This is a genomic window from Sorangium sp. So ce385 (assembly GCF_051474135.1).
Lineage (GTDB): Bacteria > Myxococcota_A > Polyangia > Polyangiales > Polyangiaceae > Sorangium > Sorangium cellulosum_D.
Genome location: NZ_CP150337.1, coordinates 5,414,236 through 5,428,150, shown reverse-complemented (window position 1 = coordinate 5,428,150; position 13,915 = coordinate 5,414,236). Strand labels below are relative to the sequence as shown.

The following is a 13,915-nucleotide window of genomic DNA, read 5'->3' as shown; positions in this document are numbered from 1 at the left end:
CGAGAGAAGATCCCCCCTGAAATGAAAGAGAAAGAGGTTAGCCGGCGCTGTCGCCAGCAACGTGACCACCGTGAGCTGCCGTGGCGAAGTACGCGCCCGGCGCCACGCCGAGGAGGCGCCGGAACGACGCGATGAAGGCGCTCGCGCTGCGGTAGCCCACACGCTCGGCCACCACCGCCACCGGCACCCCCGCGGCCATGTGCGTGAGCGCGGCGCGCAGACGGAGGTGGGTTCGCCACTGCCCGAACGTGGACCCGGTCTCGGCCAGGAAGAGCCGGGCGAGCGTGCGGGCGCAGGCGCCCGCTGTTCGAGCGAAGGCCGCGAGCGTCCGTGGATCGGCCGGGTCGGACAGCAGCACGTCGGCGACGCGACGGGCCCGCGCATCGCGCGGCAGGGTCAGCTCGATGGGGCTCTCGTCCAGGGGCCGCAACAGGTCGAGCAGCAGGCGTTCGGCGTGGCCGCGCGACCGCGCGGCCGCGCTCGGGTCGGCGAGGAAGCCGATCAGCTCGCAGACGAGCGGCGACGCGGCGACCACCGTGGGGGCCGTCCAGCGGATCCGGCAGCCCCGGCGACGGACGTACACGCTCCGCATCATCGCCGGCCGCGACGCCTCGACGGCGTGCACCACCCCTGCCGGGATCCACAGCGCGCGCGGCGGCGGCAGCACCCAAACCGCGGCGCCGACGCTGACCGCGAGCACGCCTCGGGCGCACCACACGAGCTGATGCACGGGGTGCTCGTGCCAGTCGAAGCGCCGGACGCCGGACATCTCGAAGCTGCCCACGACGACGGCGCCGGCGTCCGCCGGCAGGCCGAAGGACGGTTGTCTCTTTGTCGACATCGATTGGCAGAGTAGCGCATGGCGGACACCCATCCAGCCGACTACCGTTTGCGCATGTCGATGAACCGAATCCATCAATGGCTCTGCGCCTCGGAGCGCTGGGCCGACGCCGTCGAGCGCCAATTCCTCCCCTGGGCCCTGGCCGGGGTCGAGCTCGGGGGCGAGGTGCTCGAGATCGGGCCCGGCTACGGCGCGACGACCCGGGTGCTCCTGAAGCGGACGGCGGCGCTGACCGCCCTCGAGACCGACGCGGCGCTGGCCGACCGCCTGGCGCGGCAGCTCGATCGGCGAGCCCGCGTGGTCCACGGGGACGGCACCGCCATGCCGTTCGCCGACGGGACCTTCACGGGCGTCAGCTGCTTCACGATGCTCCACCACGTGCCGTCGCCGGCGCTGCAGGATCGGCTGTTCGCCGAGGCGCTGCGGGTGCTCAAGCCGGGCGGGATCTTCGCCGGCGCCGACAGCATGCCGAGCCTCGGCTTCCGCCTCGTGCACGTGTTCGACACGATGGTGCTCGTCGACCCGGCCACGCTCCCGCAGCGCCTCTCGGCCGCGGGGTTCGTCGACGTCGCGGTCGAGGCGGCGCCGCGCCGCGCGTTCAAGTTCCGGGCGCGCAAGCCGGCGCGCCCGGCCGCGGCAGCGCACGGCGACAACGTCGCTCGTGGCGAGGCCGGCTAAGCAGGCGGCAGCGCACGGCGACAACGTCGCTCGTGGCGAGGCCGGCTAAGCAGGCACGAGCGCGTGCAGCGACGACAGCACGTCTTCGACGGCGCGCACCAGCGACGGGTCGAGCGTCACGCCCGCGGCGCGCGCGTTCTCCTCGATCTGCTCGATCCGCGTCGCGCCGATGATCGCCGAGGCGACGCCCGGCTGGCGGAGGATCCACGCGATCGCGAGCTGCGCGAGCGTCAGGCCGGCCTCGGCGGCCAGCGGCCGGAGCCGCTGCACGATCTCGAGGACCCGCGGCTCCAGGAAACGGCGGTACAGGAACGAGCCCGCCGGAGACGTGCCGCCGACGCTCGTCGCGCCCCGCGACTCGGGCGGCAGCGGCTTGCCCGGCAGGTACTTCCCCGTGAGCACGCCCTGCGAGAGCGGCGACCACACGATCTGCCCGATCCCGAGCTCCTCGCACAGCGGGATGACCTCGGCCTCCGGCGCGCGCCACAGCATCGAGTACTGCGGCTGGCTCGACACGAACCGCACCACGTTCGGGATCGCCGCCGCCGCCCGGATCTGCGCGGGCGTCCACTCGCTGAAGCCGATGTATCGAGCCTTGCCCTGCCTCACCACCTCGGTGAGCGCGTTCATCGTCTCCTCGAGCGGCGTGTCGGGGTCGAAGCGGTGACACTGATACAGATCCACGTAGTCCGTCCGGAGCCGCCGCAGGGACGCGTCGATCTGCTTGTGGATCTGCGCGGCGGACAGCCCGCGATCCGTGTCGCTCATGGCGAAGAAGACCTTCGTCGCGATGACGTAGCTGTCGCGCGGGACCCCGCGGAGCGCCTCGCCGAGGAAGCTCTCGCACGCGCCGCGGCCGTACACGTTCGCCGTGTCGAGGAAGTTGATCCCGAGCTCGAACGCGCGGCGGATGCACGGGACGGCGCGCTCCCGCTCGACGTGCCAGCCGTACGTGAGCCACGAGCCGAGCCCGATCTCGGAGACCCGAAGGCCGCTCCTCCCGAGCTGGCGATACCTCATCCCCGTGCCCGCGCCGACCGCGGGCGGCGGCAGCGATGCGGCCTCATCCCTCGCCACGATCACGGCTCCCCTCCCCCGCGGCCCACGCTGATCCGCTTGCAGCCATAGAGCCTCTCGGCGGTGATCCCCGCCTCGCGACACCGCGCGACGAGCTTGTCCGACTCGACGATGGGGCGCGACTCCGGCGTGTACTGCATCACCATGATATGCCCCATCCAGGGCTCCTGCCCCATCGCATAGACGTAGACCTGCTTCGGCCGGAACCGCTCGACGATCGGCCAGCCGCGCTCGAAATCGGAGCCCGTGAACCGGCGCGACTTGTCGTGCTTGCGCAGGAGCGGCTTCGTGAGCAGCGGGCCATAGAGCCAGCTCATCTGCGCGCCGTCGCACTCCATGCCGATGAAGAGGACGTCGGCGTCGCCGATCCGGTCGTGGATGCGGTCGTACAGCTTCGGATCCAGGTTGTTCGAGTCCGCGAGGAACAGCGCGGTGCGGCCGTCCATCGCGACCGCGAAGCCGGCCTTCGTCCGGATGTCCAGGTCGGCGTGCTCGCCGAGGAAGGGGAGCGCCGTGATCCGGCCGCCCGGGATCGATAGCGACTCCATCGGCCCGAGCTCCACCACGCGCGGAAAGCCGATCCGCTCGAGCGCGAGGCGCAAGGACGGGTCGACGCGGCAATCGCCCTTGCTCCGCGGGACGACGATGGTGCCGATCTTGTGGCGCAGATCGATCAGCGTCTCGAGCAGGCAGTGGTCCTGGTGGTTGTGCGTCAGAACGACGTAATCGATCCGCTCGGGCAGGTCGTCGTGCGTGAGGCGCTCGCCGGGGCCGCCGTGCTGGTAGGCGATGATCGGATCGAACAGGACGCTCGTCGACGCGCTCTCCATCAGCACGCACGCGTGGCCGTAATACGTGAGCCGCGGCTCGGGAGATCGGTAGTCCGGCCGGCGCGGCGGCGGCTCGGCCGAGAAGAAGCTGCGGAAGAGCGGCTCGTCCCCGGCGCTCACCCCGAGCCGCTCGCGGATCTCGCCGTACGATCCCGGGGTGTGGCGCATGCGGAAGAGCGCGTCGAGGTGCTCCGACGCGAACGGCACGTCGAGCATGAGCACGCCGGGGCGCGGGAGCCGCGGCGTGCTGAGCCCGTAGCCGCGGACGTCGCTCGCCGCGAGCGAGATCGCGAAGCTCTGCGCGGCCGGCTCGTAATACTCGCTCTCGTAGAACAGCGGCTCGAAGTAGCGCACCGCCGGCTGGCCGTTCACGTCGTAGGTCAGCTCGACCATCCCCCGCAGCGGCGCGGGGATCTGCGCGTAGAGCGGCTCGAGCGACATGCCGTCGCCCCGCTCCGCCACGAGCCGGTCGAGCCCGTGAATGGCGTCCGCGAGCGCGAGGAGCCGGGCGCGCTCGCGGATCGTGCGCTCGGCGAGCGCCCGGACGGCCCCCGCCGCCTCGGCGCCGTGGCCGATGAACGGGCCGCCGGCGAGCGCGGGGTTCGCGAGCGCGGCGACGTGGATCTGCGGGTCCTCCGCGAAGGACTGCATGAGCTTCACGTGGCTGTTCGCGAGGAACATCGCCGCGCTCGGCGGCGGGATCAGGTAAATCCACGCATACCACTGGTTGAAGAGCGGCTCGGCGATGGCATTGGGCCTCAGGGTGACTTCGTCGCTTCTCATGAATGCTCCACGCCTGGCCCGGGCCCGGGCGCGATGGGGGATGGATTGAGCCCTGTCTCGTGCAGGCGAGCCTCGATGGCGCGCGCGACCGCGGCGACGGCGGGCGCGCGCAGGACGCTCGCGTGGTCGGCCTCGACGTCGCGCACCTCGACGGCCTCGGCGAGCGCGCCCCACCGGCGCGCCGCCTCGCCGAGGTCGGCGAGGGTCGCGGTCGCGCGCAGCAGGAGGAGCGCGCCCGGGAAGCGCGCGCCCTCGTAGGCCGACGCCGCGCGGACGTGCGCCGCGTACACGGCGAACATCCGCTGGATCTGCTCGTCCGGCACGTCGTCGGGCAGGAGCGCGCTCGACCTCGCGCGCGAAAGCACGAGGCCGAGCCTTCCGGACGGCTCGGTCGCGGCGAGGTCCGCGAACAGCGTCGGGCCGCCGATCCCGAGGTCGGCGGCGAACCCGGCGACGAGCGTCCCCTCGTCGAGGGGCGGCGCGACGCCGGGCGGCCGGCTGTCGATCAGGGCGACGAGCGGGACGTCGCGCCCGGCGCGGGCGAGCTGGCGCGCGAGCTCGAAGGCCAGCGCGCCGCCGAGCGACCAGCCGCCGAGGAGCAGCGGCGCGCTCGGGCAGACCTGCTCGATCAGGGCGCGGTACGGCGCGACGATCGCCTCGACGGTGGGCGCGGCGGGGCGCGCGGCCTCGGCGGAGAGCCCCGGCGCGCGCAGCGCGTACACGCGCCGCCGGCCGCCGAGGCGGAAGGCGAGCTCGCGGTACATGTCCACGCCGCCGCCCGCGGCGTGGACGAGGAAGAGCGGCGCGGCGTCCGCGGGGCCGTCCTCGAGCAGCACCAGCGCGGTCGCCTCCGACGGGCGCCGCGCGCGGATCGCGGCGGCCAGGCCGTCGATCGTGGGCCGCGCGTAGAGCGCCGAGGCCTCCAGGTCGACGCCGAACCGGGCGCGCACGCGGAGCATCATCCGCATCGCCGAGAGCGAGTCGCCGCCGAGCCGGAAGAAGTCGGCGCGCGGGTCGATCGCGGGCCGGCCGAGCACGCCGCGCCAGATCTCCACGAGGTCGCGCGCCACCGGGTCCTCGGGCTCGGCCGGCGCGATCTCGGCGGCGGCCGCCGCGGGCGCGGGCAGCGCGGCGCGGTCGACCTTGCCGCTCTGCAGGCGCGGGATCGCGTCGAGCGCCACGAGCTCGCCCGGCACCATGTGCTCGGGCAGCCGCGCGGCGACCGCGGCCGCCACCGACGCCGCGGTCGCGCCGGGGTCGAGGACCACGTACGCCACGAGGTGCGCCCCGCCCGCGGCCGCGTCGCGCCGGACCGTGCACGCCGCGCCGCGCACGCCCGGGGCCGCGAGGAGCGCCGACTCGACCTCCTGGATCTCGACGCGGTAGCCGCGCACCTTGACCTGCCCGTCGCGGCGGCCGACGAACTCGATCTCCCCGTCCGGCAGGAGGCGGACGTCATCGCCGCTCCGGTACATCCGCGCGCCCGGCGTGGAGGAGAACGGGTCGGGCACGAACCGCTCGGCCGTCAGCCCGGGCCGGTTCCAGTACCCGCGGGCCACCGCGACGCCGCCGATGCACAGCTCGCCGATCGCGCCGGGCCGGACCAGGCGGAGATCCTCGTCGACCACGTAGCAGGAGGCGTTGCCGATCGGGCGGCCGATCGGGACCACGTCCGACGCGCGGGCGCACGGCCACTGGGTCACGTCGATGGTGGTCTCGGTCGGGCCGTAGGTGTGCACGAGCTCGGTGGACGGGAGCACGGCGAAGCACCGATCCCGCGTGCTCCGCGCCAGCGCCTCGCCGCCCGCGAAGATGCGCCGGAGCGTCGCCGCGCAGCGGCGCGCGTCGGGCTCCGCGAGGAAGTGATCGAGGAGCTGCGGCATGAACCACAGGTCGGTGACCTCCGCGGCGACCATGAGGCGCGCGAGCGCCATCGCGTCGCGCTCCACGCCCGGGGGGCCGATCACCATGGTCGCGCCGGCGACGAGCGGCGCGAACAGCTCCCAGAGCGAGATGTCGAAGCTCAGCGAGGCCCGGTGCAGGAACCGGTGCCCCTCGGCCAGGGGGAAGCGCCGCTGCCGCCAGAGCAGGTTGTTGCAGAGCTGCCGGTGCGCCACGACGACGCCCTTCGGCCGCCCGGTCGAGCCGGAGGTGTAGATGATGTACGCCGCGTCGTCCGGCGAGCGCCGGTCCGGCGCCGCGCGGGGCGGGGCGGCGCGGCGCGGATCGCGCGCGAAATCCGCGGCGACGATCGTCTCGACCCCGGTGCCCGCGAGCTTCTCGGCGCCGCGGCGGTCGACCAGGGCGACCGACGAGGCCGAGTCGCGGACCAGGTAGGCGATGCGCTCGGCGGGGTACTCGGGGTCGAGCGGCACGAACGCCGCGCCGGCGATCAGCACGCCGAGGACGCTCGCGACCACGTCGACCGACCGGTCCATGCAGATCCCGACGTGGTCCTCGCGGCCGATCCCGCGGCGCGCGAGCTCGGCCGCGACGGCGGAGGCGCGGGCCCACAGGCCGGCGTAGGTGACGCGCTCGTCGCCGGCCCACACCGCGACGGCCTCCGGCGTCCTCCGCGCCTGCGCCTCGACGAGGGCGTCGATCCGCATCGGCCCCGGCCACTCGATGCGGACCGCGCCGTTCGAGAGGGCCAGCGCGCGCTGCCCTTCGGTGAGCAGATCGAGCTCGGCGTGGGCGCCTTCCGGCGCGCGCGCCATGGCGTCGAGGACGCGCCGGGTCGCGCCCGCGACGAGCCGCATGTCCTCGTCCGAGAAGAGCGACGCGTTGCCGCTGAACAGGATCGACAGGCCGCCGTCCGCCGGGCTGAGGCTGCACGCGACCGCGAGCGCGAGGGGCGTCTCGCCGACGTCGTGCTCGTCGAGGACGGTGAGCCCCGGGATCGCGAGCGCCGCGTCGTAGGCGTGGAAATGGGCGAAGTTGAAGAGGGCGTCGAAGAGCGGCTCGCCGCCGTTCTCCCGGACGAGCCGCGCGAGCGGGTACCGGCGGTGCGCGTCCATCGCGCGCTCGGCCTCGTGGACCTGCCGGATGAGATCGCGCAAGCTCCCGCGCCCGAGCTTGACCCGGAACGGGACCGTGTTGAGGAACATGCCGACGGCGCGATCGCCGTCCTCGGACTCGGGGCGACAGTTGACCACGAGCCCGGTGACCACGTCCCGGCGACCGCACAGGTAGGCGAGCACGCGGAGGTGGGCGGTCAGGAGCAGGGTCTTGAGCGGGACCCCGAGCTCGGCGGCGAGCGCCGCGAGGCCCGCCTGGACCGGCGCCGCGACCCGCTCGCGCACGTTGCGGACCGGCGCCTCCTGCGCGCGGCCGGCGGGGCCCGGCGCGGCGGCGACGGGCGCGAGCGCAGCGCCCTCGAGCGCACGCCGCCAGTGATCCCGCGCCGCCTCCGACGCGAGCGCCTGCCGCTCGAGGGCGGCGCACTCGCGCTGGCCGACGCGCGGGGGCGGCGGGAGCGCCGGGACCTCCATCCCGAGCTCCCGCGCGTACAGCTGGAAGAGCTCGGTGACCATCTGGGCCGAGCTCCAGCCGTCGAGCAGCACGTGGTGCTGCGCCCGGGTGAACTGGAAGCTGCCCGGTCCGCGGCGATGGACCGAGATCCGGAGGAACGGGCCGCGCTGCAGGTCGAACCCGCCCGCGCGCGCCCGCTCGAGGTGCTCCGCGAGGGCGACGGCCTGCGCGGCCTCGGTCAGGCCGGTCCAGTCGTGCACCTCGACGGGGATCTCTGCGCCGGCGTGCACGATCTGCAGCGGCTCGCCGAAGCCGGTGAGGTCCACCGACGACCGGAGCGCCGGGTGGCGCCGCGCGAGCTCGCCGAGCGCGCGGCGGAACGCGGCCTCGTCGAACGGCGCGCGCAGGTGGTAGCTCGCGACGTCGTGGTAAAAGACCGAGCCCGGCGCGCCCAGGCTGTGCGCGAGCACGCCCAGCTGGAGCTCGGTGAGCGGGAAGGCGTCCTCGGCGTCGGCCGGCAGGCGCGCCCGGTCGGCGGCCTGGAGCAGCGCGAACGGCGCGAGGGGCGCGACGCCGGCGGCGGCGGCGCCGCGGCCGTGGGCGTCGAGCCACGCCGCGAGGGAGCGCACCGTCGGGTGGTCGAAGAGCTGCGCCGGCGTGAAGTGGAGCCCGCGGCGGGCCGCCTGCGCCTGCACCCGGATGCTCCGGATGGAGTCGCCGCCGAGGGTGAAGAAGTTGTCGTCGGCGCCGACGCGCTCGGCCCGGAGGACGGCCGACCAGATCTCCGCGAGCGCCTGCTCGGTCTCGGTCCGCGGCGCGACGCTGGCCGGGGCCGCGGGCGCGACGGGCGCCGGCAGGGCGCCGCGATCGACCTTGCCGTTCACCGTGCGCGGCAGGCGGTCGAGCCGCACGAACGCCGACGGCACCATGTACGAGGGCAGCCTGGCCGCGATCTGCGCGCGGAGGTCGTCGTCCGAGGGGCCCCCCGGGTCCACGGCGAGGTAGGCGTAGAGCCGGGCGCCGTCGCCGTCGTCGCGCGCGACGACCACGGCCTCGCGCACCGCCGGGGAGCTCCCGATCACCGACTCGATCTCGGCGGGCTCGACGCGGTAGCCGCGCACCTTCACCTGGTCGTCGACGCGCCCCATGAACTCGAGCGCGCCGTCCGCCCGGAAGCGCGCCCGGTCTCCGGTGCGGTACATCCGCGCGCCCGGCGCGCCCGCGAACGGGTCCGGGCAGAAGCGCTCCGCGGTGAGGTCCGGGCGGCGCGCGTAGCACCGCGCGACGCCGAGCCCGCCGACGTAGATCTCGCCCGCGGCGCCGAGCGGCGCCGGCCGGAGATCGCGGTCGAGGACGTAGATCCGGGCGCTCTCCGCGGGGCGGCCGATGGGGACGCGGGCGGCCGAGGCGTCCTCGGGGAGGCACGCGCGCGCCGTGCACCAGACGGTGGCCTCGGTCGGGCCGTACTCGTTCAGCAGCCGCGTCGCCGGGAGGCGCTCGACGTGCTTGCGCACGAGGGCCGGCACGCAGGCCTCGCCCGCGACGATCGCGAACCTGTGGAGCGCGAGCTCGGCCTGCGGGACGGCGTCGAGCAGCGCGCCCCACAGGTTCGGGTTGCAGTAGGTGACGGTGATCCGGTGCTCGCGGATGAGCCGCGCGATCGCGGCGGCGTCGCGCTGCGCGCCCTCCTCGGCGATCACCAGCGTGCCGCCCTCGCACAGCGTGTTGAAGATGGGCGCGACCGAGCTGTCGAAGGCGAACGAGTAGAGCAGCAGGCAGCGCTCGGTCGGCTCGCCGAACAGCGCGCAGCGGGCGCGCATCGAGGCGTGGAGGTTCGCGTGCGTCACCTCGACGCCCTTCGGCTCGCCCGTGGAGCCCGAGGTGTAGATGACGTACGCGAGCGAGCCGGGCGCGGGCCCCGGCAGCGCCGCGGGCGCCGCGTCGAGGGCCGCGTCGACGAGGAGCAGGTCGGCCGCGGGGGCGCGGTCGGCGGTCGCCGCGTGCGCGACGACGAGCCGCGTGGTCGCCTGATCGAGGAGGAAGCGCCGGCGCGCCTCGGGGTAGCTCGGGTCGACGGGGACGTAGGCCGCGCCGGCGCGCAGCACGCCCAGGACGCCGACGACCAGATCGACCGAGCGCTCGATCAGGACCACGACGCGCGACTCCGGGCCGACCCCGCGCGCCGCGAGGGCCGAGGCGACGGCGCGGGTGCGGGCCTCGAGCGCGCGGTAGGTGAGGCTCGCGCCGCCGGCCGTCACCGCGACGCGATCCGGGCGCTCGGCGGCCCGCTCCAGGATCTCGTCGACGACGGTGCGCCCGGCGGCCGCGGCGGCCGCAGGATCGCCCCCGCCGTCCCCCAGCGCGAGGAGCCGCCGGAGCTCGGCGGGCCCGACGAGATCGAGCCGCGCCACCGGGCGATCGGGCGCCCTGCTCGCCGACGCGATCAGCGTCGCGAGCCGCTCCGCGAACAGGTCGGCGAACGCGCCGCCGTACCGCGCCCCCGCGAAGCGCAGCGCGCACGCGAGCCGCGGCGCGTCGGGCGACCACATGAAGCCGACGCCGATGCCGGTCGCGGGCTCGTCCACCTCGCACGCCGCGACGCGGGCCGCGACGCCCGCGCGCTCGGCCGACGCCGGGGCGCGCTCGAAGCGGAACGCGACGCCCGCGGTCCCCTCCCCGCCCGCGGTCTCCTCGCCCTCGCGCGCCCCCAGGCACGGCTGCCACTGGGCGTGCTCCCGGAGGCGCGCGTGGACGTCCGCCGCGAGCGCGGCGAAGGTCGCGCCGGCGCCCACGGGCGCCGCGAAGGGCGCGAGCTGCGCGAACGGGCCGACCGCGCCCGCGAGGTCGGCGAGCTCGCGGCCGCCGAGCAGCACGTCGAGGCGCACCTCGCCGCGGCCGGTGTGGCGGTCCACCGTCGCGGCGACGGCGGCGAGCAGCAGGGCCTCGAGCGACACGCCGCGCTCGGCGGAGGCCCGCTCCAGGGCGGCGAGCGTCGCGGCGTCGACCTCGAAGGACCGGTCCATCGCCCCCTCGGACGGGGGCTCGTCCAGGCCGGGCACGACCGACGCCTCGACCGACCGCTGCCGCTGCCAGTGCGCGATCCCGGGGACGGCCTCGTCGGACGCGGCGAGCTCGGCGACCCAGTCGGCGTAGTCGGCGTGCTGCACGGCGGGCTCGAGCTCGTCGCCGGTGCGGCCGGCGCGCGCCGCTGCCAGGGCGCAGAGCTCGGTCGCCAGGTGCCCCGCGGTCTCGCGGTCGGCGCACAGGGCCGACGTCCGCAGGCCGATGACCCACCGGGCGCCGCCCGCGCGCGCGATCGCCCACGTCGTGTCCGGGCCGCCGGCGGGCGGCGGCGGGAGCGCGGCCTTCGTGCGCGCGACCAGCGCGGGCTCGGCCTCGCCCTCGGCGAGCGGCGCGACGACGACGGGCGCCGGCGCCGCCTCGAGCACGACCTGCAGCGGGTGCGCCATGCCCGCGAGGCACGCGAACCGCGTCCGGAGGATCTCGTGCCGGCCGGCGAGATCCTCGATCAGCGCGGCGGCGCCGCCCTCCCCGGAGATCCCGTCGACCACGAAGACGAAGCGCGCCTCCCGCGCCGTCCGCGCGGACGAGAGCCGCCGCTGCTGCGGCGAGAGCCGGAAACCGCGAATGACCTGCTCGTCGGGCGCCGGTGTCTGAAGTTGCCTATCCATCGTATCCCCGATCCATGGTGCTCAGCACGAAGTCTCCCCGCGTCCGCGGCGGGCGGCGGTCCTGGAGGCGCGCGTCGCGCGCGGCTCACGACACGGACTGCGGCTCCGAGAGCGCGACGACCACGCGGCGGGCGCCCTCGAACGGCTCCCGGCCGTGCGCGACGGTCATGTTGTCGAGCAGGAGCACGTCGCCGCGCGCCCACGGGAAAAGGATCCTCTCCGCATTGTAGGCGCCCAGGATCGCCCGCACGTCCGCCGGATCGATCGGTGAGCCGTCTCCATAGAACGTCTGGAAGGGCAGCCCGTCCTCTCCGTAGGTCGACACGAGCGCCTGCCGCACGTCGGCCTCGCGCGCGGCGAGGTGGAAGAACGCCGCGTGGTTGAACCAGAGCCGCTCCCCCGTGATCGGGTGGCGCTGGACCGCGGGCCGGACCGCGACGGTGCGCAGCCGCTCGCCGTCGAGCCACTCGACCTCGATCGCGTGCGCCTTGCAGTAGGCCTCCACCTTGGCCCGGTCGTCCGTATAGAACGCCTGTTGCCAGGTCAGCCCGACACCCGCGTTGTAATTGCGCACGTATCGTACGCCCCTCGCCTCGAAGCGAGCCTGGATGTCCAGCGGGATCCGCGCGACCACGCGGCGGACATCGCAGATGGGCGTCTCACCGCGCCCCCCGGGCGCGGTGAGACAGCAAAAGAAGATCTTCCGCGGCCACGTGAAGCAATAAGCCCCCTCATTGTGCATGTCGATCGTCTGGTGCTGCGGGTAGAACGTCGAGGCGTAGACCCGCTTCGCGCCCGCCTCGGCGCGGGGCGTCGACTCGTCGCCGGGCGCGTCGAGCGGATCGCCGTCCGACGCCGCGGCGACGACCTCGGCGAAGCGCTCCGGCGCGTCGACGCCGAAGCCGCGGAAGAGCAGCGCCCGGTGCTGAAGGAGCAGCGCGTCGACGCGCGGCCGGTGCGCGCGGATCCACGCGGCGAGATCCACGTGGCCCGCGGCGGCGGCGGGGCTCGCGACGGCGAGCACCGAGCGCGCCTCGCTCCACGGGCGGACGTCGACGAGCGCCGCGCCCGACAGGACCACTTCTCGACGACGATCACCGCGGAGCGGCCGATGGGAGATGCTCATGGCGAATTCCCGGAGAGATAGAGTTGCCCGTCACCGCGCCTGTCCATCGCTTCCATGGTCACAGGAGCGGGAGCTGGCGGCGGTCATTCAGCCGCTCGGGCGCCGGGCGCGACGTCGAGAGCTGCTGGATGAGATCGCCGAGCAGCCACTCGAGCAGCGACTCCCCGGCGGGGGTGAGCGACAGGACCGCCCCGGCGCTCGTGAGCAGCCCCCAGTCGACGTACCTCGCGGTCGACGCGGCGAACCGCTGCACGAGCGCGTCGTCGAACGACGCGCGCAGCTCGGCGAGATCGACCGGGCGGTTCGATTTCCAGAGCGCGAGGACCAGGATGTACATCCGCTCCAGCGGCCCGAGCTCGTACTTCGTGCCGATGGGCAGCGAGCGGGCGTTCACGCGCGCGATGTAGTCCTCCTTGTCGTCGACGTTGATATAGAAATGGCCAGGGCCGTAGTTCTGCACGTGCGGCCCGAACGCCACGCACGGGGTCTGCTTCTCCCACCGCTCGCGGTAGACCTTGGTGTCCGCGACCTTCGGCTTGAGGAACCAGCCGACGAGGTTCTCGCGGTATCCGGCGCTCTCGAGCAGCGCCTTCGCCTCGGCGCGCATCACGCGGCACTCGACCTCGCTCGGGAAGGCGCCCGGGTCGGCCTCGTACTCGCGCACGAGCGGCGGATCGTCGCGGACCTCCAGGCGATAGAGCGTGATCGAGGGCGTCTCCAGCGCGATCGCGGTCTCGACCGACTCCATGAACTCGGCGCGCGTCTGCGTCTTGAGCCCGTACAGGAGGTCGATGTTGACCGACGGGATGCGCGCGATCGCCTCGCGCAGCACGTCCATCGCCTTTTCGCGCGAGAACGTCCGCGCGACCATGCCGAGGAGCCGGTCGTTGAACGCCTGCACGCCGATGCTCAGGCGCGTGGCGTACCGCTCGAGCACGTCGAGCTTCTCGCGCCCGAGCGTGCCGATGCTGGCCTCGACGCAGACCTCGGCGTCCGGCGTCAGGCGGTATCCCGTGAAGAACGCGAGGTGCTCCTCCAGCATGTCGCGCGGGAGGACCGTCGGCGTGCCGCCGCCGAAATAGATCGAGGGCACGCTCTTTTCGCGCAGGCCGCAGAGATCGTCCATGAGCCGCGCGTGGGCCCGCTCCGCCTCGAGCAAGCGCTGCATCTCCGAGCGCTTGTCGATCTTCCCCCAGTAATAACAGTACGTGCACTCCTCGACGCACCACGGCACGTGGGCGTAGAGCGCCACGCTCGGGGTGCCGGCATAGAGCGACCGGACCCAGGGGAGCGCGGCGTCGTCGTACCGCGAAGGCCGCGAGCACGCCTTGACCACGTCCTCGAAGATCCTGAACCGGAACTGCCGCGCAGTCCGCTGCTCGAAGAAATCACCCGGGAGACGACCCATTCCCAGTCG

The 13,915-nt window shown here is 74.4% G+C and carries 7 protein-coding genes; 1 reads left to right on the top strand and 6 read right to left on the bottom strand.

Annotation, left to right across the window (positions count from 1 at the left end; all coding sequences use genetic code 11):
- Positions 1-37 precede the first annotated feature (37 nt).
- Positions 38-841 (bottom strand): AraC family transcriptional regulator, encoded by an 804-nt coding sequence (locus tag WME83_RS19695; RefSeq protein WP_437320823.1) that lies wholly within the window; start codon positions 839-841, stop codon positions 38-40.
- A gap of 60 nt (positions 842-901) precedes the next feature.
- Here WME83_RS19695 and WME83_RS19690 point away from each other — a divergent pair, with 60 nt between their 5' ends.
- Positions 902-1,519 carry a class I SAM-dependent methyltransferase gene (locus tag WME83_RS19690; RefSeq protein WP_437320822.1) on the top strand — a complete coding sequence of 206 codons (618 nt, stop codon included), beginning with the start codon at positions 902-904 and terminating at the stop codon, positions 1,517-1,519.
- Positions 1,520-1,564: 45 nt separating this feature from the next.
- On the opposite strand, the gene WME83_RS19685 is transcribed toward WME83_RS19690, so the two are convergent.
- From WME83_RS19685 to WME83_RS19665, 5 genes are all read right to left on the bottom strand, one after another.
- Complete coding sequence (locus WME83_RS19685) at positions 1,565-2,539, bottom strand: aldo/keto reductase family protein (protein ID WP_437322015.1); 975 nt, start codon at positions 2,537-2,539, stop codon at positions 1,565-1,567.
- 59 nt (positions 2,540-2,598) lie between these two features.
- On the bottom strand, positions 2,599-4,209 hold the full coding sequence (locus WME83_RS19680; RefSeq protein WP_437320821.1) for an MBL fold metallo-hydrolase: 1,611 nt from the start codon (positions 4,207-4,209) through the stop codon (positions 2,599-2,601).
- The gene (locus WME83_RS19675; RefSeq protein ID WP_437320820.1) at positions 4,206-11,372 is read right to left on the bottom strand and encodes an amino acid adenylation domain-containing protein; all 7,167 of its coding nucleotides are present in this window, start codon (positions 11,370-11,372) and stop codon (positions 4,206-4,208) included. The genes WME83_RS19680 and WME83_RS19675 overlap by 4 nt, the downstream gene beginning before the upstream one ends.
- A gap of 85 nt (positions 11,373-11,457) precedes the next feature.
- Positions 11,458-12,498 (bottom strand): TauD/TfdA family dioxygenase, encoded by a 1,041-nt coding sequence (locus tag WME83_RS19670; protein ID WP_437320819.1) that lies wholly within the window; start codon positions 12,496-12,498, stop codon positions 11,458-11,460.
- Positions 12,499-12,556: 58 nt separating this feature from the next.
- On the bottom strand, positions 12,557-13,906 hold the full coding sequence (locus WME83_RS19665; RefSeq protein ID WP_437320818.1) for a radical SAM protein: 1,350 nt from the start codon (positions 13,904-13,906) through the stop codon (positions 12,557-12,559).
- Positions 13,907-13,915 lie beyond the last annotated feature (9 nt).

Bases quoted from the DNA above. Each gene is read 5' to 3' on its own strand.
- WME83_RS19695 (WP_437320823.1), bottom strand. From the start codon at position 841: ATGTCGACAAAGAGACAACCGTCCTTCGGCCTGCCGGCGGACGCCGGC.
- WME83_RS19690 (WP_437320822.1), top strand. From the start codon at position 902: ATGAACCGAATCCATCAATGGCTCTGCGCCTCGGAGCGCTGGGCCGAC.
- WME83_RS19685 (WP_437322015.1), bottom strand. From the start codon at position 2,539: ATGAGGTATCGCCAGCTCGGGAGGAGCGGCCTTCGGGTCTCCGAGATC.
- WME83_RS19680 (WP_437320821.1), bottom strand. From the start codon at position 4,209: ATGAGAAGCGACGAAGTCACCCTGAGGCCCAATGCCATCGCCGAGCCG.
- WME83_RS19675 (WP_437320820.1), bottom strand. From the start codon at position 11,372: ATGGATAGGCAACTTCAGACACCGGCGCCCGACGAGCAGGTCATTCGC.
- WME83_RS19670 (WP_437320819.1), bottom strand. From the start codon at position 12,498: ATGAGCATCTCCCATCGGCCGCTCCGCGGTGATCGTCGTCGAGAAGTG.
- WME83_RS19665 (WP_437320818.1), bottom strand. From the start codon at position 13,906: ATGGGTCGTCTCCCGGGTGATTTCTTCGAGCAGCGGACTGCGCGGCAG.